We start from the raw sequence: 20515 nt of genomic DNA on the forward strand, positions 1-20515 counted from the left end.
AGACTCACGCCACCTGTCCCGCATAGCGTCGGTGCAGATTGCGGATGTCAAAGCGTTCACTACCCGTGGCACCCTCTGCCGCAACTTCTTCCAGCAGCCGCCCAGAATCGAGGAAACCGATGCGATCGGCTACCTCAGATGCGCTGAGCAAATCGTGGGTAACCATCAGTGTGGCAATACCCTTCTCGCGAAGAAGCTCCAGCAACCGATTGAATTCGGCGGTCGCTTTGGGATCTAAGCCGGAAGTTGGCTCATCGAGCAAGAGCGCCGGCACCTCCCGCGCCATAGCTAACGCGATGGCCACCTTCTGTCGCATGCCCTTTGAGAATCCACCCACTTGGCGATCGTAAGCGGCGGCGTCAAGACCCGCTGCTGACAGTGCTCGATCAATCGATCCCAGCCCCCTACTCTGGCCAGCCAGGTCAAGTAAATAGGCGACGTTTTCTCGTGCCGTCAATTGCTCGTAGAAGGCGACATTCTCGGGAATATACGCAAGCTGACTACGGGCCTGCGAAGCATGTTTGACCGGGTCAACCCCATTCACCCGCACCTGGCCACTTTTGGGCGCGAGAAATCCTAGAAACAGGTTTAGCGTGGTACTTTTGCCGGCACCATTGGCGCCGAGCAAGGCGTATACCTCGCCCCGTTGTACATGTAGATCCAGCGACTGCAAAATTGTGCGCGTTCCATAGCTCGCTGAGACAGCGCTCGCCTTAAGAACGTCTGTTTCGCCAGCTACTGTCGGAGCCTGGTTGCATTGTTCAGAGTTCATGCCATTTCTGTCCTTGGTTCATTGCAGACTACTAAAGGTTTCTCAGTCAAACTTGTTATATCATATCTTTTTGGCGAAGGGCTATCGCGACTGGCGCCACAGAGAAAACAGTCATCTGCACAAAATGGTGGTCGACCGGGGTTGCCAATACCTTTCTCAACGCCCTTTCCTGCCATGTAGAGGCGCAAGTTTCGGTTGTTTCCAGCGATCTCGCCCATTATGATACGTTATATCGTTAATGTGATGGTCCGGCAGGTCTCGAGTCGGGAGAGGATGTTATGAACTCTGCAAATGTCTCGCGAAGCGCCTCGGGTGGGTCAACTTCGCAGAACCAGTTACCCCGCGTCACGCCAGTGCCTGCCGGGACACCCAGCAATGTAGGACTCTCCGGTCGGTCAGGTGTTTCACTTTCCAGAGTTTCCCGTAGAGCGGTGTTCGCAACGACACCGGATGCATTGGCGGATATTTGCGAAAACGAGGTGAATCTGGCGGTCTGGCAGCGCCAGCTCAGTCCGGCACTGACTGCAGAGTGTGCAGCCTTTCTGGATCAGAAAGGCTTCAACAGCCATCGACTGGTGGTACCAGAGGCAAAAATCCAAAACCTGGGCGATGTGATACCGGGTCTCAATGCGTTCCCGAATTTACGTGCGGATATCGAGCTGCTGGCCGACATGTTCACCTGCCTGTTTGACCTGAGCGCCATTGGCATCCGGCTGAGTGTGCTGAGTGACACCATGTGCCCCCGGTTTCACGTGGACCGGGTGCCCTGCCGCCTGATTACAACGTATTCCGGTGTGGCGACTGAATGGTTGCCCCACGATCAGCTGGATCGCAGCAAGCTGGGTGCCGGCAGCGGTGGGCTTAGTGATGGGGAAAGTGGCCTCTATCCCCCTACCCAGTCCATTCAGTCACTGGCTGCTGGCGAGGTAGCACTACTGAAAGGCGAGCTGTGGGCGGGCAATGAAGGTGCGGGTCTCGTGCACCGATCCCCAGCAGTGGCGCCCGGCAGTCAGCGCCTGATTCTTACCTTTGACTTTGCCTCGTCTGACGACTGATTCTGAACGATTTGTTTCAAGGACTGATAATGAAAAAAACAGCGATCTCCCTCGCATTGATGACCATTTCTGGCCTGGCCAACGCACTCTCTGGCCAGGTGACAGACGCAGCCGGTAACCCTATTAGCGGTGCGGCGGTAGAGGTGACCGGTACTCTGTTGCAGACCCGCACCGATGAACAGGGCCGTTTCTCGCTCGACACGGCGAGCGGAGCAGCGAACGAGTTGCATATCAACGCACCCGGTTACAGCCACCAGACCCTGCGTTTCGAAAATGCCGATGTGGCGCCTTTGGTTATCACCCTGCGTCGCTCAGCAATCGAGCAGATCGATGTGACCGCAACGCCGTTGCACACTTCCACCATGGAATCTGCGCAGCCGGTGACCGTACTGGCCGGCGACAGTTTGCGGCGCAAGCAGGCGGCAACTCTGGGTGAAACCCTGAAAAACGAAGTCGGTGTGCACTCTACGTATTTTGGCCCCGTAGCCAGCAGCCCGGTGATTCGCGGTTTGAGCGGCCCCCGCGTACTGATTACCCAGAACAGTCTGGATGTGAGTGACGCATCCCGCGTTGGCCCGGACCATGTAGTCGCCACAGAGGCACTCACCGCTGAGCAGATCGAAATCCTGCGCGGTCCCGCCACCCTCTTCTACGGCTCCGGTGCCATTGGCGGTGTGGTAAACGTGGTCGATGACCGCGTGCCCTCTTCCAGTGAATCCAAGGGTGCCTTCCAGTTCGGCCACAGCACCGTAAACAGCGAGGAAGACGCCTCGTTCGCCTACACCGGTGGCGGCGAGCATTTTGCGTTCCATGTAGACGGTTTTACTCGCAAGGGTGATAACTACGAGATTCCTGGTGCTGCAGAACTCGAGTCCGATCACGACCATGAGGGCGAGGAGCACGAAGAACACGAAGCACACGAAGAGAGTACCGTAGGCATCCTGGAAAACAGCGCTTCCGATAGCAAAGGCTTCAACCTCGGCGGTAGCGTGTTGCTGGAAAACGGTTTTATTGGCCTCGCCTATGGCCGCCTGGAGCGGGTAAACGGAATTCCAGGTCACAGCCACGCCCATGGTGATGAGCATGGGGACGAGGAGCACGGGGAAGAGCACGCAGAATCCGAGATGCATGAGCACGAGGAAGAAGCGGAAGTGCTCTCCGACCTGAAACAGGATCGCTGGCAGCTGATCAGTGAACTGAGCCTGGATAACAACCTGCTGAGCGGCGTTAACACGCGCATCGGTTATACCGATTACGAACACGTCGAAATCGAAAACAACACTATTGGCACCCTGTTCCAGAACGAGACGGTACAGGCGCGTGTGGACCTCTTGCTACAGGAAATGGCTGGCTGGCGCGGTGCTGTCTCAGTTGAAGGTAAGTCGAGCGATTTTGCCGCAGTTGGCGAAGAGGCTTTCACCTCACCCAGTCGTACTGACACACTGGCGATTGCTCTGATGCAGGAAAAGCACATGGGTGATTTCCTGTGGCAGCTCGGCGCGCGTGTAGAGAAGGTCTCTATCGAAGCCGATCCTATTCCTTGGGAAGCGCATGAGCATGAGCACGAGGAAGAACACGAAGGCGAAGAGCACGCGCATGAAGAAGCGGAACTGCTGGTATTCGATGAGCTTGATTTCACGCCATATAGTGTTTCCGCAGGTGTGGTGTGGGATTTTGCCGCAGACTACAACGCGGGCTTGTCTCTGACCCACGCTCAGCGTGCACCGAGTGCGTCAGAACTCTTTTCCTACGGTCCACATATCGGTACCGGAAGCTTTGAGGTAGGTGCATTGTTTGACCTGCATGTAACCGACGAGCCCCACTTCGATTACGGCAGCGATGTGCAAGAAGAGGTATCCAACAACCTCGATCTCAGCTTGCGCAAGCATTCCGGAGACATCGGCTGGGTGGTAAACCTGTTCTACAACCAAGTGGGTAACTTCTACTACGAGCGGGATAGTGGTTTTACCAGTGAAGATTTCGAAGGCCATGATCACGAAGAGCATGCGCACGAGGAAGGTGAAGAGCACGAGCATGCCCACGACCACGGTGCCCTGCCCGTGTATGTGTTCGAGCAAGCGGATAGCGTGCTCTACGGTATGGAAGCGCAGCTGGCATGGCAGTTCTCAGAGCCCTTCACCCTGACCCTGTGGGGTGACAGTATTCGCGGCAAGCTAAAAGACGGTGGTAATCTGCCGCGTATTCCTCCAGTGCGCCTCGGTGGGCAACTGACTTACGCGCAAAACGGTTGGGAAGCTGGCTTCGGCGCCTCCCACTATTTTGAGCAGGACAAAGTGGCGGAGCTGGAAACGGCTACCGATAGCTACACCCTGGTGGAAGCGGAGCTGGGCTATACCTTCGCCAGCAACTTCGGTGACATGACCGTATTCCTGAAAGGTCACAATCTCACCGATGAAGAAGCCCGTGTACATGCCTCCTTCCTGAAAGACCGCGCCCCGCTTCCGGGCCGTAGTTTCAGCCTTGGCATGCGCGGCACTTTCTAATTGATTTAAATATTTCTCGAATTTGACCTGAGCCCAGGTCAGGGAAAAGGAAAAAGTAGTAATGAAACCGACAACAGCAGCGACAGACAAGATCGCCATTGGCCTATCTGCAATGTGTACTATCCACTGTCTGGCGTTGCCGCTGGTATTGGCACTGGTGCCTAGCATGGCGGCACTGGGCCTGGATAACGAGGCGTTTCACCTGTGGATGGTGCTGGCGGTAATACCCACCAGTGTATATGCGCTGACCATGGGCTGTAAGCAACACAAGCGTTACCGCGTTGTTGTGCTGGGTGGTGCCGGCCTGATATTACTCGCCGCCGCAGTTCTCCTGGGCGAATCCGCTGGAGAGTTGGGTGAGAAGTTTCTGACGGTTAGCGGTGCCAGTCTGGTTGCATTCGGACATCTGTGGAATTACCGCCTGTGCCAGCAGCCTTCTGACTGCGCCTGCCCCACCTCCAGCAACAGTTAAGCGAGACAGGCAATGCTACGGGATTATTTTATCGCGCTCGAAACGCACCCCGAGGATGCCCCTTTGGCGCTACACGATGTTATCGAGCAGTTGGCATTTAACGAGCAGGGATTGATCCCGGTAATCACTCAGGATGCGCAGAGTAAAACGGTTCTGATGTTCGCCTGGATGAACAAAGAGTCCCTGCTTGCCACCATAGAGACCCAGCGCGTTACCTACTGGTCACGGAGTCGCGAGCAGTTGTGGGTCAAGGGTGAGACCAGTGGCCATGTGCAGTCCCTGGTTTCCATGGCCTTCGATTGCGATGGCGATGTGGTGCTCTGCCAGGTAGAGCAGCAAGGCGCCGCCTGCCATACCGGCCGGCGGTCGTGTTTTTATCTGCAGGTCGATTCGGAGCAGCGAAAAATCTGGGTTACCGGAGATCCTGTATCCGTATGACCTCGACATTGATTAAGCATGCGCGATTGGTCAACGAAGGCGATGTGATCGATGCGGATGTTCGAATTGTTGGCGAGCGGATCGCAAAAATTTGCCCGGAAATCGCCGCAACGCCCGGCGATCGCGTGATCGACGCAGACGGGGCCTATCTACTGCCGGGCATGATCGACGACCAGGTGCACTTTCGCGAGCCCGGCCTTACCCACAAAGGCACTATCGCCAGCGAATCCCGAGCAGCGGTTGCAGGCGGCATTACCAGCTATATGGAAATGCCAAATGTGAACCCCGCCACCACCACCATTGAAGCTCTCGAAGACAAGTACGCGATAGCTGCCACGAGCTCGGCCGCCAATTTCGCATTCTATCTGGGCGCTACAGAGGACAATCTCGAGCAGATCAAGCGGCTCGATCCGGTCAGGCACTGTGGTGTAAAAGTCTTTATGGGTGCCTCTACCGGCGACCTTCTGGTAGAGCACCCTGCGGCGCTGGATACGATTTTCCGCGAGTCGCCAGCGCTGATCGTTACCCACTGTGAAAGTAGCCCGATCATTCGTCGAAACCACGAGGTATTGCGGCGCTCTAAATCGGTGCTGACGATCGAAGATCACCCAAAGCTACGTGATACCGATGCGTGTTTTGCGTCATCTTCCTACGCGGTTGATTTGGCGAAGAAATACGGTAGTCAATTACATGTATTGCATATCACCACGGAAAAGGAGTTGGCTCTTTTTGAGCCCGGGCCGGTTCAGGGCAAGCAAATCACGGCAGAAGCTTGCGTACATCACTTGTGGTTTTCCGACGAGGATTACCCGCGTCTCGGCAATCTGATCAAATGTAATCCATCTATCAAAAGCCAGCGCGATCGCAATGCTTTGATTCAGGCGTTACATAGTAATCAGATCGACATTATTGCTACCGACCATGCGCCCCATACGTGGGAGGAAAAGCAGGTTGATTACGAACAGGCACCGGCAGGATTGCCCCTGGTGCAACATGCCCTGCTGACCTTGATGGACCACGTGAAACACGGACGTATGAGTGTGGCGCAGGTTGTCGAAAAAACGGCGCACAACCCCGCGATTCGCTATGGCGTGATTGGCCGAGGTTACCTCCGCGAAGGCTACTTTGCCGACCTGGTACTGGTCGATCCAGACACCGCTACCTCGGTATCCAACGAGAACACCCTATATCACTGCGGCTGGTCACCGTTTGCGGGACACGATTTTTCTTCGCAAATTGTTGGCACCTGGGTCAATGGCCGACAGGTCTACAGCAGCGATGGTATTGCCGCAGCTGAGATCGTCGCGATGCCCCTTTCTTTTGATCGCTGATAACCCGTGCGTCAAACACCTATAGAGCAACGGTGGCACACCAAGGCCCCTCAACACATCGTTGACGGGCTTAGAGTCTTTTGAATCTTCAGATTTAGGCAAGAGTTACATGCAGTTTACCGGATCCCTCCCCGATATCGCCAAAACCCAGATTGAAACGGGTACCTACCCGTTACAGTGGGTTGGTATGGAAGGTATCGCCGTTCCCCTGACTCTCTCTCTGGCTGGCGGCCAAGAGCAGGTGGTTGCCGCCACAGCGAATGTGTATGTCAGCCTCGACGATGCCGCCGAGAAAGGCATCCATATGTCGCGGCTGCATGCGATCCTCAACGAGCTGGCCGCGACCACTTGTGACAAAGAAGGCCTGGATACACTTCTGGGGAAAATGGTCGAATCTCAGTCGGGAATCAGCCAAAGCGCGAAAATTGATCTGGCTTTCGACCTGCTGCTGCCCAAAACTTCGCTGTTGAGTAACGAGACCGGCTACCAGACCTATCGCGTTGCGATCAGTGGTCAATATTGCAAAGGCGTCTACGACTATGGGTTACAGGTAACTATTCCCTATTCCAGTACCTGTCCCTGTTCCGCCGCGCTTTCACGTCAGCTGCTGTCAAACGCCCTTGATGAGGCGTTCACCACCCCGCAAGTTGAGAAACAGGCACTGCTGACGCAGGTACAGGCCGCGAGCGTTGCCACACCCCATAGCCAGCGCTCTTATGCTTATCTGGACCTAACATTGGGTGACAGCAGCTGGCCATCGTTACCATCCCTTATTTTCAGTTTCGAGGAAGCGATCGGTACACCGGTCCAGACCATGGTCAAGCGCAGCGATGAACAGGAATTCGCGCGGCTGAACGCGAATAACCTGATGTTTTGTGAAGATGCGGCGCGAAAAATCAAGGCAGTATTGGAGCAGTCGACCTGGGTAAAAGACTACTGGTTCAAAGTTGAGCATCAGGAAAGCCTCCATGCACACAATGCTGTAGTGATCGATCGAAAGGCTTGTATCGATTAATCCCCTCTAAACTATTTGAACTGTGCCACGAGTGCAGGTCAACAACTGAGAAGTGAAAGGTCTATGTTCGGAGAAATCAATCGCTCCACCAAAGAGCAAGATAGGGAAGCGGCGAGTTGCTGCAGTAGCGAAAGTTGCTGTGCACCTCAAGCGCCCGTTACACGGTCGACCCCAAAGGTTGGGCGCAATGACCCCTGCCCTTGTGGTAACGGTAAGAAATTCAAGAAGTGCTGTGGGAAAAACCTCTAATACGCAGTCATTTTGTGCGTCTTATAAGCTTTGCCCTTTCGTATGGAAACCTGAATCATGTCATCCGTGTCTGAAACTGAAAACGCATCCACCATTTTCGTAACACTCCCGGACGGGTCCCAGCGCGCCTTTCCACTCTCGACGACCGTTCTGGAGGTCGCGACCGCCATTGGCCCCGGGCTTGCCAGAAATACGCTAGCGGGCAAGGTGGATGGTAAGCTTGTCGACGCTGTGGACCCGATCAAGCAGGATGCGGCGCTCCAGATCATCACACCGAAGGATGATGAGGGCCTGGAGATTATCCGTCACTCCTGTGCGCACCTGATTGGGCACGCAGTGAAGCAGCTCTATCCAAGTGCGAAAATGGTCATCGGCCCTGTGATTGACGAGGGTTTCTACTATGACATCGCCTTCGAGCGCCCGTTTACCCATGAAGATCTTGCGGCGATCGAGAAGCGCATGCGCGAGTTGATCGCCAAGGATTATGACGTGGTCAAACGGGTACTGCCCCGCGAGGAGGTCATTGGTATCTTTTCGGAGCGCGGTGAAGACTACAAGTTGCGCCTGATTGAGGATATGCCCGCTGAGCAGAAAATGGGCATGTACTTTCATGAGGAGTACGTGGACATGTGCCGCGGCCCCCATGTGCCGAACACACGCTTTCTGAAGCACTTCAAACTGACCAAACTGTCTGGCGCCTACTGGCGTGGCGATGCCAATAACGAACAGCTTCAACGTATCTACGGCACCGCCTGGGCCGACAAGAAACAGCTCAAGTCCTATATCCAGCGTATCGAAGAAGCCGAAAAGCGCGATCACCGCAAACTTGGTCGAGAACTGGACCTGTTCCACTTCCATGACGATGCCCCAGGTGCCGTATTCTGGCACCCCAAAGGCTGGTCTGTGTTCCAGCAGCTGATTGCGTATATGCGTCGTTGTCAGCAGGACGCGGGCTACGTAGAGATGAACTCCCCCGACGTGATGGATCGCAGTCTTTGGGAGATTTCCGGCCACTGGCAGAACTACCGCGATCACATGTTCACCACGGAGACGGAAGATGGCCGCGCGCTCGCGCTGAAGCCAATGAATTGCCCGGGTAGCGTGCTGCTGTATCGTCACGGACTCAAGAGCTATCGCGATCTGCCCATCCGCATGTGTGAATTCGGCAAGGTGCATCGCTACGAACCTTCCGGTGCGCTACACGGATTACTGCGTGTGCGCCACTTTACCCAGGATGATGCGCATATCTACTGCACTCCCCAGCAGATGGACAAGGAATGTCGCGAGGTAGTTGCCCTCGTGTTGGAGATTTACCGCCAATTCGGTTTTGAAGACGTGCGGATCAAGCTTTCCACACGCCCCGATAACCGTATGGGCGACGATGCCACCTGGGATCAGCTTGAGGGCGCACTGGTGCGCTCACTGGAAAGCATGGGGCTCACCTATCAGGTGAACCCCGGTGAAGGGGCCTTCTATGGGCCAAAACTCGAGTTTGTACTGCGCGATGCCATTGGCCGCGACTGGCAGTGCGGCACCCTGCAGGTAGATATGAACCTACCGGAGCGTTTCGGCATTGAATATGTTGCTGAAGACGGTGAGCGCAAGCGTCCGGTCATGCTCCACCGTGCCCTCTTCGGCTCACTTGAACGTTTCACCGGTATTTTGATCGAGCACCACGCAGGAAAGTTGCCTACCTGGCTGGCGCCGGTGCAAGCAGTGGTTCTCTCAATTACCGAGGATCACGCGACTTATGTGAAAGACGTAGCAAAGCTGTTGCGTGGAGCCGGGGTGCGCGCTGAGTCTGACGTGCGCAACGAAAAGATCGGCTACAAGATCCGCGAGCAAACCCTACAACGGGTGCCATTCCTTTTGGTAGCCGGCGCCAGAGAGCGTGATACCGGCACCATCGCTATTCGCAGTCGCGACGGTGAGGATCTGGGTACCCTGCCCTTGCAGGAAGCCCTTGCGTTGCTGACGCAGGAAGCACAAGGACCAGACGAGGCAGCTCGTGCGCGCAGACAAGCGGACCTGACGGAATTACTGGAAGGTAGCCCAAGCTAGTCTTCAGTCAGCAAATACCACCTTATCCATTGCTTAACCGCCGGCTAACGCCGGCCGTTAAGCAGTCAACCAGAAGCAAGAGGAAGAGCGATATGGAAGCGTCTTTTATACCGCAGAACTATCAAGAGTGGCGGCGTTGCATTACCGTCACCTGTGGTCTGGAGCTGACGGAAACTTTTATCAACAGCCGCATACAGTCACTCAAGAACGAGTCGGACTACATGACCAAGCGCTTTGTTGAGCTTTATGGCGAGGCGCAACGCCAGCGCACCCTTGAGTGGTTCGTGCGCGCGAGTGAAGAAATAAAACATCCCAGCCTGTAATTCCACGATTCTGCTGGGTAACACCCCAACTCTTTCCATTCTGTCATACTCGGAATTATCTAAATGACTACGCAGTTACCTGTAACGGTGCTCTCCGGTTTTCTCGGCGCCGGAAAAACGACCCTCCTGAATCAAATCCTGAACAATCGTGCGGATCTTCGTGTGGCGGTCATCGTCAACGACATGAGCGAAGTCAATATCGACGCAGCGCTCGTGAACAATGAGGTGCAGCTGAACCGTACAGAAGAAAAGCTGGTGGAAATGAGCAATGGTTGCATTTGCTGTACCCTGCGCGAAGATCTACTGCTGGAAGTTACCAAACTGGCGAAAGAAGGCCGCTTCGACTGTCTGGTGATCGAGTCCACTGGAATTTCCGAACCCCTGCCCGTGGCCGAGACGTTTACCTTTGCCGACGAAGACGGACAGAGCCTGTCTGAGGTCGCGCGGCTGGATACCATGGTTACCGTGGTGGATGGGGCCAATTTCCTCAAGGATTATCATGCGGCAGAGTCGCTCAAGGAGGCCGGTGAATATCTGGGCGACGAAGACGAGCGCAACGTGGCGGATTTGCTGGTGGATCAGATTGAGTTCTGTGACATTCTACTGATCAGCAAAATCGACCTCATTGGCGATACGCAACTGGAAGAGTTGAAAGCCGTTCTGCGCAGCCTCAACCCCCGGGCAGAAATTCTACCGATGGAAAAAGGTAGTGTTCCCATCGAAAAAGTACTGATGACCGGGAAATTCGACTTCGATCAGGCACAGCAGGCACCGGGCTGGCTGAAGGAGATGCGTGGCGAGCACACCCCGGAAACCGAAGAATATGGTATCAGTAGTTTCGCCTATCGCGCGCGCCGCCCTTTCCACCCACAGCGGCTGTTCGAGTTCTTTAACGATCCCCAGTTGAGCGGCAAGTTGCTGCGTTCCAAAGGTTATTTCTGGCTGGCCAGCCGTCCCCATTACGCTGGCACCTGGAGCCAGGCTGGCGGGATCGCCCAGCACGGCGCGGCCGGCTATTTCTGGGCGTCTGTACCGCGGGACGAATGGCCGGAAAACACCGAGCAGCAACAGTATATTCTCGATAACTGGGAGGAGCCGTTCGGTGACCGCCGTCAGGAGTTGGTGTTTATCGGCCAGAATCTTCCAGAGGCATGGATCAGAGAACGGCTGGATCAGTGCCTGCTAAACGACCTTGAGATGGAAGCTGGCGAGATAGTCTGGCGAACCATGCCCGACCCTTTTCCGGCGTGGGACTAGCGAAAACTCTTGCATTTGCAGATCGAATTTAAACCTCGCTACAGCGCAGGTAAAAAAAGCGGGCCAAATTGGCCCGCTTTTTAGGTTCAATTTACGTCGCTTTTACATGCGCTTTCAGCACACGTTAGCCTTCTGAATTGAGACCACGGCGCTCAAGCAACGCTTCAGTGGTGGGTTCCTGGCCGCGGAATTTGACATAGGATTCCATCGGCGGGCGGGAGTTTCCGGTTTCAAGGATATTCTTGCGGTACCAGTCTCCATTCTTACGCGTCAAACCACCGCGCTCTCGAATATACGCGAAGGCATCGGCGGCCAGAATTTCACTCCACATGTATGCGTAATAGCCGGCAGAATAGCCGCCACCGATAGAATGGGCGAAATAGGTGGACTTGTAGCGTGGCGGTACTGCGGCCAGGTCAACACCATGCTTTTTCAGTGCCGCTGCCTCGAACTTTTCTACGTCTTGAAGTTCCGCGTCCGCTGGCAGTGCGTGCCATTCCATATCCAGCAAGGCTGCAGACATATACTCCAGAGTGTCGAAGCCCATATTGAAGTTTTTGGCTTTCTGCACCTTCTCCAGTAGCTCTGCCGGAATTGGTTCGCCGGTTTTGTAGTGGTAAGCGTAATTTTCAAGTACTTCCGGCAGTCCAGCCCAGTCCTCCTCAAAGGTTGACGGGAACTCGACGAAATCGCGGGATACGCTGGTGCCAGCCAGGCTGGGGTAACGGACATTGGAGAACATGCCGTGGAGACCATGACCCAATTCGTGGAACATGGTAGTCACGTGGTCATAGCTCACCAGCGTGGGCTCGCCCTCCGGGCCTTTTGGAATGTTCATGACATTCACCACCACCGGCTTCTGCTCAAGCAGGCCGGACTGGCCAACAAAAGAACTCATCCAGGCGCCGCCACGTTTGCCATCACGGGCAAAGTAGTCCGCATAGAAAATAGCCAGGCTTTTGCCGTCGTGATCAAACAGTTCATATGCCTTCACGTCGGGATGGTAGACCGGAAGGTCCGGGCGCTCTTCGAAACGGATACCGTAGAGACGGTTCATGGTATAGAAAAGGCCGTCGTTCAGAACGCGATTAAACTCAAAGTACTCACGTACTTCCTGTTCATTCAGGTCGTATTTGTCCTGACGGACTTTTTCAGCGTAGTAAGCCCAATCCCAGGGTTGAGCTTCAAACTCGCCGCCTTCACGCTCGATCATCGCTTGAATATCGGCTTGTTCCGCTTTGGTATTGCGGACGACTGCCGGGACCATGGAGCTCAGCATATTCAGCACACTTTCGGGCTTTTCAGCCATGGTGTTTACCAGCTGATATTCCGCCCAGTTGTCATAGCCGAGCAGTTTGGCCTTCTGTGCACGGATCTGAACCAGGCGCTGGACGATCGGGCGATTATCCAACTCCCCGGAAGTTCCGCGATTGGCCGACGCTTCCCAGATGCGCTGACGCAGCTCACGGTTTTTCAGCGATGTGAGGACCGGTTGACGGGTCGTGTTGGTGATGTTGATCAGGTACTTACCTTCGTGCCCGGCATCTGCCGCGGCCTGGGAGGCAGCCTTGATCGCGCTTTCGGAAAGCCCCTCAAGCTCCGCCTTGTCGTCGACGACCACTGCGATTTCTTTGGTGATCTTCAGCAGGTTCTGGCTGAATTTAGTGGTAAGGCTGGAATGCTCTTCATTAAGCGCGCGTAGTGTTTCTTTTTCATCTGCAGACAGTTTTGCACCGGCCTTCACAAAGTTGTCGTAGTACACTTCGAGCAGACGTTCGGACTCTGGATCCATCTCCAGTGCAACACGCTGCTCGTACAGGGATGAAACACGGGCGAACAGGTCATCGTTCAGATAGATGCTGTCCCAGTGGGCGGCAAGTTTCGGCGCAAGCTTGCTTTGCAGGGCGCGGCGCGCTTCATTACTGTCAGTGCCGGAGAGGTTGAAAAAGACGCGTGATGTGCGGGTCAGCAATGCGCCAGATTTCTCCATGGCAACGATCGTATTGGCGAAACTCGCTTTGTCCGCGTTCGTTGCGATGGCCTCGATTTCCTGCAGGTGCTCACGCATGCCCTGCTCAAATGCCGGCTCGAAGTGCTCATCCTTGATTTTACTGAAATCGGGGGCCTGATACTGAAGTGTACTTGCCTTCAGCAGCGGGTTGTTCTCATTGGAAGTGGCGGAGGATTCCGCAGTAACCTGGGCGTTCTCCCCAGCTGTGACCTGTTTCTCTTTGTCGACGACAGATTCAGGTGACTCTGAGCAGGCTGTCATCGCCACGATTGCAACCGCGAGCAGGGATTTACGCATGTTGTTCTCCGATATAGAAGTTGTTACGGGCATCAGCGAGATTTCACTGACGCACTTTGAATAATGGTGTGCGCACTCATCAGTAGTTGAGCGATTGCCATCTGCTGTGGCGATCAAAAATCAGGGATCGCACCTTGCCCAATCCCTCGACATTTATCTGATTTACCTGGTCAGGCCACCGCTCCTGCAGTGCGTCAAATGCAAACCAGAGCTCCGAGACGTTGTCTGGGCGCGGTACTTCCTGATATACCCATATAAATTTTCCATCCACTTCCTCACCAATGGTCGTCAGGGGCAGTGAAGTCCCTTCCGTCACGCCCATGCGGAAGTGCGCAGTAATATACCGCGCGAACTGCGCCTGCGCTTCTTTGTTCTCTGAAAGGTATACCTGTTTTCCGAGCAGTTCGCTTAGCGCATGTTCCGCATCGTGCACGTAAAACCGGTGCATGATTTCAACATTCTGAGTCTGGTCGCTGAAAACCACTCTGGTAATGGCGGTTTTCATCTGATGAGCCTGCGCTGTGCAGGCTATCAACATGGTAAAGAGAAAGATCAGTTTCCGCATGGTGCCCTACTCCCCGTTTACTTTTTGTGGAAGCCCGGTTTGGGCTCCTCTTTCTTTGTTTTCGAGTCGTGCATGATGTCCCGATAGACCGGGTCAGTGCGCTTTTCTTCCTTGTAAATTTGCAGGCGCGACTTGTTGATCCTACGGGGGAAGTGATTGTTATCGTTGTTGACATCAGCGGTTTCCCAGCGCGGATCAACCACTACTTGCTCAAGAACTTTATCCGTCACTACCAGTTTCGATACGGCATCTGGAGAGCGGCGCCAGATTTCTGCGGGAATATAGCGTTCTTCCACACTACCATCTTCGAACGTGAGCTGAAGCAAGATCGGCATGACCAGGCCACCCAGGTTGGAGAAGTCCATTACGTAGTAATTTTTGTCTTCGTCCAGTGCCCGCTTCAATACGTCCCGTTCCCAGGGCTCCAGATCGGCGAGCAACTGCGCGTATTCGTTGCGTTCTTTGTTGGTGACGGTGAAACGATCATTCTCGTCGTAGAAATCCCGGATGTCTTTATTTCTTTCCAGCCAGGTTTTATTGCCGGCATCGCGCTCGCGCTTTTCAAACAATGGCTGCGGTTTGTCCGCCTCTTCCTGACGGCGGCGTTCAAAATCGATATCCGGGTTCAGGGTGTCGAGACGCAGTTGTTGCACGTTGTCGATACTGATATCGACATGATCTGTGGTGTAAAACCAGCCGCGCCAGAACCAGTCCAGATCCACGCCGCTGGCTTCTTCCATGGTGCGGAAGAAATCGGCCGGTGTCGGACGTTTGTACTGCCAGCGGGTCGCATACTCCTTGAAGGCGTAATCGAACAGTTCTCTTCCGAGAATGACTTCACGCAGGATATTCAGGGCAGCGGCAGGTTTGGTGTAGGCGTTCGGTCCCAGACGCAGTACGGAGTCTGACTGGGTCATGATCGGTACCTGAATATCGGACTTCATGTAGTCGACGATATCCCGGGGTTCTACGCCCCATGGCATTTCCGGGTCCCACTCGCGGCCGGCGACGCCGTCGAGGAAGCTGTTCAGGCCCTCGTCCATCCAGGTCCACTGACGTTCATCGGAGTTGACGATCATCGGGAAGTAGATGTGGCCGATCTCGTGGATGACGACACCGATCAGGAAACGTTTCTCGGCTTGAGTCCAGGTGCGGCTGCCGTCTTCGTGCAGGGTAGTGCGCGGGCCGTTAAAGGTGATCATGGGGTATTCCATGCCGCCCACAGGACCATTTACGCTCTGTGCAACCGGATACGGGTAGTCGAAGGAAAAGCGCGAGTAGACCTCCATGGTGTGGATTACGGACTCGGTGGAGTACTTTTTCCAGAGTTCACCGCCCTCTTTCGGGTAGAAAGACATCGCCATCACCTCGGGCATGATGTCGCCACCCTGCTGATAGCCGCGGGCATCCCACATGAATTTACGTGATGAAGCCCAGGCAAAATCGCGCACATTGTCTGCCTTGAACTGCCAGGTTTTGGTTTTACGAGTGCCTTCTTTCTCGTTTTCCAGTGCTTCCTCTTCGGTGACAATAAATACCGGACGCTTGGCATTGCGCGCCTTCTCCAACCGATCGCGCTGTGTTTTTGTCAGCACTTCTTCGGGGTTTTGCAGGCTTCCGGTGGACGATACGATATGATCCGCCGGCACGGTCAGATTGACTTCGTAATTGCCGAATTCGAGGGTGAATTCCCCGCGTCCGAGAAACTCCTTGTTGGTCCAGGCTTCGTAATCGGTGTAGGCGTGTAAGCGTGGGAACCACTGTGCCAGCAGGAAGATATCGTTGCCCCCGTCTCGGGCATCGTCCGGGAAGTGCTCGTAGCCGGAGCGGGCGGACACCGCATCTTCTTCCACGATATTGAAGGCGAAATCCATGCTGAAGGTGAGCTGTTCACCGGGCTTCAGCGGTTGTGCCAGGTCGACGCGCATATTGGTGCCGACAATGGTGGTGCGCAGAGAGTTGCCATTGGCATCTTTCACGTTGCGGATGGTGTAGCCGACTTCGTTATCGGCAAGCCACTGTTGCCGGCGCAGTTCCCCAAAAGTAATTCCCGCGGGCGCTTCGGGCGACTCTGAGCGGGTACCGGGCCCTCGATTACCCAGCCCGCCGAACGCGAGCGTGGTTTCCGCCATTGAATCCAGGCGGAACCGGTTCTGGTCCAGCTGAAACCAAAGAAATTTGAGCGTATCTGGCGAGTTGTTGGAATAGGTGATGGTCTGGCTGGCGTTGAGAGCGCGCTTGTCTTCGTCTAGGCGGGCATCAATGCGGTAATCCACCTGCTGTTGCCAGTATGCCTGTCCGGGTTCCCCACCGGCATTGCGGTAGACATTTGCGGTTGGCAGCAACTCGTCTAGCTGACGAAACTTATCGCCGGTTACGTTCAGGGGATCAGCGGCCTGAGTCAGGGCTGCGGGAGAGAGTACAAGGAGCGCCACTGAGAGGCGGGCGACAAGTTTCAGCTTCATTGATTGGTTTCCAGCCGTATCACATCGACGTTACATCATATCAATATGTCACCGGAGGGCAACCGTGTAATATGTTGATTTATCGTGAAAACATGGCGCTTTACCCTGACTTTTACATGGATAGCATTGCGATGTTCGGCTTTTGGCTGGCGGGTCGAAATTTTCAGCGGTACTTGTTCGCAGGGAAATTAACCGTCGCTCGCACTCGAGCTTGCTTTGGCTGCCAACCAGCTTGCTTCAGTGGCGTCCCAGTCGAGTGGCTCGGCGTTAATCAACTCCACGCGGCTTTCGAGCGCGTCATCCAGCTCAATCACCGTTAATACATCGCCGGCCTTGTTAAACCCGAAGACCCCCTGCTCGGCAATAAAAACACCTTTTAGGCGCTCACACTCTGTACCACTGATCAGCGAGAACAATTTGTCATAATCGAACAGAAGTGTGGCATCGAAGCGCCAACCACAGCTGTGGTACCCCTCGCCGCTGTTTTCGGCCCTCTGATAGCCACAGGCCGGTAGCGGCTCGTCTTCTGCCAGCACAGGGGTGTGATGATGGGCGTGCTTCTCCGGGAGTTGAAACATGCTCGGTGCCTGCAGCCATTCGGGCTGTATCCTGCCCTGCTCCACGGTTTGCAATGGTTTGTCGGACTCGCCGGGCAGGAAGGCGAGATAGCGCCGAAGGTTTTCAAGGTCTTCCGACCCGTAGAGGTCGGATTTATTGGCGACCACCAAGTCGGCGACCTCAATTTGCTGGCGAAATGTATCACTGCGCAAATAGCGTTCATTCATGACGCAGCGTGCATCGACCAGTGTGAGTGTTGCGCGCAGGTCCAATACACCATTGCGAACGCCGTCAGACAGTGTTTCCAGTACTTCCCGCGGATGACCCAGTCCGGTGGGTTCGATCAGAAGCCGGTGGGGGCGCGCTTTGGTGAGTAGTTGGTTTAATGCGACCTGCATGGGTAAGCCTGCGGCGCAACACATGCAACCACCGGGCACCTCGCGAATAAATACTTCGCTATCCCTCTCCGGGCCAAACAGCGCGCCATCGACGCCGACCTCGCCAAATTCGTTGACCAGTACCGCCCAGCGTTCGTTGGTGGGCTTGCTTGCCAGTAGGTACTGAATGGCTGTGGTTTTCCCGACACCCAGGAAGCCGGTGATTACATTGGTTGGGACCTGTTGGATCATTTCACGAGCCTGAAGTGGTGGCTATCTGGGCACAATCGTCGCACAGGCAATCGAGCTCCAGCTGAGTGGATTGCAATCGAAACCCGGCCCCTTTTACCGCATCAGTCAGGGCGGAAATGACTTCAGGGCTAATGGCGATCTCAATGACCTTGTTGCAGCTTCCGCAAATCAGAAACTGGGGTGTTCCATGGTGGTGTTTACAATTGATATGGGCGCAGGCGAGGTATTTGTTTTCGGAATTGAGTTTGTGTGCGAGGTTTTCTTTCGCCAGAAAATTCAGCATACGGTAGACGGACATTGCCGGAATTGGCTCAGCGTAATCCCGAAGATATTGATCGACGATATCGTACGCAGAAAGCGGTTTTCTGGCTCGCAGCAGTACTGCGAGCACATTCTTGCGCTTCTCGGTGAGTCGTGCACCTGTAGCCCGACAGGCGTCCTCGGCGGCTCCGAGTGTGCGTTTGATTTGGGACACGTTCATCGATTACTTCAGTTTCAGGGTTCGGTTTTTCGCGGTCAGAGCGACGGCCCCCTGGCGGGTGGCAGTGAGCCACTGTACTTCAATTTTGTGGATATTGGGGAACTGGTCAAACAAAGTAACGTAAATGCTCTCGAGCGCGTTCAGATTTTTACAGCGAAAAAGATACGTGGCGCGGAAGCTCGAGTGTTCGGAGTGCACCGCGTGATGCGCGTGCGCCTCGTGCGCGCCATGTCCGTCGTGCTCATGATGAGCCTCACCATGCTCGCCGCTCCCGTGATCCCGCTCGCCATGTGGGGGCGTGACATCGGTGTCTTGTAGCTGGCACTCTGTCCCACTAAAACGCAATAGCTGTGCTGGGATCGCCAGCTGCTTAGTGGCTACCGCCAGGGCTTGGAATTCATCCGGGTTTTCAGGTTTGTGTTCAAAACCCACCAGATTGGCTCCCGGGGATTCAAATTCAATCTGCAGAGTTTCATCACTGGTGGCGATCGTCAGCAGCGCCTCGCCGTGCACGTGTGCAGTGTGCTGCGCGTGAGCGGTAAACGCCATAAGAAGCATGGGAAAAAGGAACAGCTTTCGCTTTGTGGTCACTTTTGTCGGCCTCGGGTTGGATTGTCTGCGCCAGGGCGCTTCTGTGCCGAGCATCCGGGACCGGATCCATGACATAGAACGCTTGCGAAACATTGATGTTACACCATATCATTCGAGTGCCAGTATAATCAACAGCAGTGACGCTAAGCCCCTATGTCTTTAATCTCCGAACAAGAACTCCTGAATATGCCAGCAGCTGACTACATGAACGCTCAGCAGTTGGAATTTTTCAAGCATCGATTGCGGCAGCTTCAAGAGGAAACGCGCGCAGAAATCGAAGCCGTACGCGAGACAATTGCCACGGCGGACCTACAAGCGGCGGATGAATTGGACCGTGCAGTCGCCGAGGAAGAAAACCGACAGAGTCTCCGGTTCACCGAGCGCAAATACTTCCTGTTGCGTAAGGTACAGCGCTCGCTGGATAAAATTGAAGACGGCAGTTACGGCTACTGTGAAGTGAGTGGCGATCCGATTGGGTTGAAGAGACTACTTTTGCGCCCCACTGCGGAGCTCTCGTTTGAGGAGAAATCCCGTCAGGAGCAGCAGGAACGCAACTTTCGCAAACAGCGATAAGATTGCGGCCACTGCGCTTCACGTCGGCGAGGCCACTATTGCCGTTTGCCTGCAATCAGCGGACTGGTTGCGAATACTTGGTGCGCTGCAGGATATCTGCGAGCTCGGTTACGCTCTCGACCACATAATCCGGGGCAGGAGCCAGCGGGTATAGGGCTTTGCCGGGCCGTGTGATAAACGCAGTTTGCAACCCCGCCGCTTTCGCGCCGGCCACATCCCAACCATGGGCCGCAACCATCAAGGCGTCTTCCGGTGCTACCTTCAGCTGTGCCAGTGCCCACCGGTAGGCGCGGAGATCGGGCTTGTAGATCTGAATGTCTTCGATGCTGTAGCGCTCCGTGAAAAAGTCCGCCAGCTCTGCATTTTCAAACTGCGTTTTAACGCCCGAATTTGACGAGTTTGTCAGGCTGACAATTTTGAACCCCTGCTTCGTCAATTCGGTCAGGCCTGGAACCACATCGGTATGCGGGGGCAGACTCAATAGAGGAGGAACGATAGCTTCCCTGGCCTGCGCTTCGGAAAGTGCGATACCGTTGTTTTCCGCCACCATCAGGAGTGATGCCACCCCTATTTTGCCGAAATCCTGATAATCGCCGGTCACGGTTGTCACCAGAGAGTTATGGAGCATGGTGGAAAACCACAACGGCAGCAGCTCTTCCCTATTCCCCAATGCCTTGCCCACCGATGCGCGCATGGATTCCAGATCCAGTAGCGTTTCATTGACATCAAAGATGATGACTTTTGGGAGTTTCCGCACAGAAGCTTTTTCCTCGGCACCGCGCTCTTCCTGAGCGCCTACCGCGTGCGAAAGGACAATCAGGCATGCGATGAAGATTTGGCCAATCAATCGAACTATTTTCATGGTTAC

19 protein-coding genes are annotated in these 20515 nt (G+C 54.9%); 11 read left to right on the forward strand and 8 right to left on the reverse strand.

The features are described from left to right. Positions 1–4: 4 nt before the first annotated feature. Complete coding sequence (locus tag ACYX4K_RS06105) at positions 5–772, reverse strand: ABC transporter ATP-binding protein (RefSeq protein WP_475093010.1); 768 nt, start codon at positions 770–772, stop codon at positions 5–7. A gap of 431 nt (positions 773–1203) precedes the next feature. On the opposite strand from ACYX4K_RS06105, the gene ACYX4K_RS06110 reads away from it, so the two are divergent. The 10 genes from ACYX4K_RS06110 (at position 1204) to zigA (ending at position 11477) form a co-directional block, all read left to right on the forward strand. Continuing rightward, positions 1204–1827 (forward strand): DUF1826 domain-containing protein, encoded by a 624-nt coding sequence (locus tag ACYX4K_RS06110; protein WP_475093009.1) that lies wholly within the window; start codon positions 1204–1206, stop codon positions 1825–1827. Between the two features lie 29 nt (positions 1828–1856). Further along, a complete protein-coding gene (locus ACYX4K_RS06115) occupies positions 1857–4331 on the forward strand; it encodes a TonB-dependent receptor (protein WP_475093008.1) in 2475 nt (824 codons plus the stop codon). A 61-nt stretch (positions 4332–4392) separates the two neighbouring features. Beyond that, entirely contained in the window at positions 4393–4803 is a 411-nt protein-coding gene (locus tag ACYX4K_RS06120) for a MerC domain-containing protein (RefSeq protein WP_475093007.1), read from the forward strand. A gap of 12 nt (positions 4804–4815) precedes the next feature. Further along, complete coding sequence (gene hisI, locus ACYX4K_RS06125) at positions 4816–5241, forward strand: phosphoribosyl-AMP cyclohydrolase (protein ID WP_475093006.1); 426 nt, start codon at positions 4816–4818, stop codon at positions 5239–5241. Then, positions 5238–6572 (forward strand): dihydroorotase, encoded by a 1335-nt coding sequence (locus ACYX4K_RS06130; RefSeq protein ID WP_475093005.1) that lies wholly within the window; start codon positions 5238–5240, stop codon positions 6570–6572. The genes hisI and ACYX4K_RS06130 overlap by 4 nt, the downstream gene beginning before the upstream one ends. A gap of 109 nt (positions 6573–6681) precedes the next feature. Then, a complete protein-coding gene (folE2, locus tag ACYX4K_RS06135; RefSeq protein ID WP_475093004.1) occupies positions 6682–7587 on the forward strand; it encodes a GTP cyclohydrolase FolE2 in 906 nt (301 codons plus the stop codon). Between the two features lie 63 nt (positions 7588–7650). Further along, positions 7651–7836: an SEC-C metal-binding domain-containing protein gene (locus ACYX4K_RS06140; protein WP_475093003.1), complete on the forward strand. Its 186-nt coding sequence runs from the start codon at positions 7651–7653 to the stop codon at positions 7834–7836. A gap of 57 nt (positions 7837–7893) precedes the next feature. After that, on the forward strand, positions 7894–9897 hold the full coding sequence (thrS, locus tag ACYX4K_RS06145; protein WP_475093002.1) for a threonine--tRNA ligase: 2004 nt from the start codon (positions 7894–7896) through the stop codon (positions 9895–9897). 92 nt (positions 9898–9989) lie between these two features. Continuing rightward, entirely contained in the window at positions 9990–10220 is a 231-nt protein-coding gene (locus ACYX4K_RS06150; protein ID WP_475093001.1) for a hypothetical protein, read from the forward strand. A gap of 63 nt (positions 10221–10283) precedes the next feature. Continuing rightward, entirely contained in the window at positions 10284–11477 is a 1194-nt protein-coding gene (gene zigA / locus ACYX4K_RS06155; RefSeq protein ID WP_475093000.1) for a zinc metallochaperone GTPase ZigA, read from the forward strand. A gap of 124 nt (positions 11478–11601) precedes the next feature. Here the strand turns inward: zigA and ACYX4K_RS06160 are convergent, their stop codons facing one another. From ACYX4K_RS06160 to ACYX4K_RS06185, 6 genes are all read right to left on the reverse strand, one after another. After that, a complete protein-coding gene (locus ACYX4K_RS06160) occupies positions 11602–13785 on the reverse strand; it encodes a M3 family metallopeptidase (RefSeq protein WP_475092999.1) in 2184 nt (727 codons plus the stop codon). A gap of 79 nt (positions 13786–13864) precedes the next feature. Next, the gene (locus ACYX4K_RS06165) at positions 13865–14350 is read right to left on the reverse strand and encodes a DUF6702 family protein (RefSeq protein WP_475092998.1); all 486 of its coding nucleotides are present in this window, start codon (positions 14348–14350) and stop codon (positions 13865–13867) included. Between the two features lie 17 nt (positions 14351–14367). Next, the gene (locus tag ACYX4K_RS06170) at positions 14368–16815 is read right to left on the reverse strand and encodes a M1 family metallopeptidase (RefSeq protein ID WP_475092997.1); all 2448 of its coding nucleotides are present in this window, start codon (positions 16813–16815) and stop codon (positions 14368–14370) included. Positions 16816–17003: 188 nt separating this feature from the next. Next, a complete protein-coding gene (locus tag ACYX4K_RS06175) occupies positions 17004–18002 on the reverse strand; it encodes a CobW family GTP-binding protein (RefSeq protein WP_475092996.1) in 999 nt (332 codons plus the stop codon). A gap of 1 nt (position 18003) precedes the next feature. Beyond that, positions 18004–18483: a Fur family transcriptional regulator gene (locus ACYX4K_RS06180; RefSeq protein ID WP_475092995.1), complete on the reverse strand. Its 480-nt coding sequence runs from the start codon at positions 18481–18483 to the stop codon at positions 18004–18006. Between the two features lie 3 nt (positions 18484–18486). Continuing rightward, on the reverse strand, positions 18487–19128 hold the full coding sequence (locus ACYX4K_RS06185) for a ZrgA family zinc uptake protein (protein ID WP_476178791.1): 642 nt from the start codon (positions 19126–19128) through the stop codon (positions 18487–18489). Between the two features lie 132 nt (positions 19129–19260). On the opposite strand from ACYX4K_RS06185, the gene ACYX4K_RS06190 reads away from it, so the two are divergent. Continuing rightward, positions 19261–19647, forward strand: coding sequence for a TraR/DksA family transcriptional regulator (locus tag ACYX4K_RS06190; RefSeq protein WP_475092993.1), 387 nt, complete (start codon positions 19261–19263; stop codon positions 19645–19647). A 55-nt stretch (positions 19648–19702) separates the two neighbouring features. Here ACYX4K_RS06190 and ACYX4K_RS06195 read toward each other — a convergent pair whose 3' ends face one another. Then, positions 19703–20509 carry a haloacid dehalogenase type II gene (locus ACYX4K_RS06195; protein ID WP_475093947.1) on the reverse strand — a complete coding sequence of 269 codons (807 nt, stop codon included), beginning with the start codon at positions 20507–20509 and terminating at the stop codon, positions 19703–19705. Between the last annotated feature and the right edge of the window lie 6 nt (positions 20510–20515).

The organism is Microbulbifer sp. ABF4_107 (genome assembly GCF_056312215.1).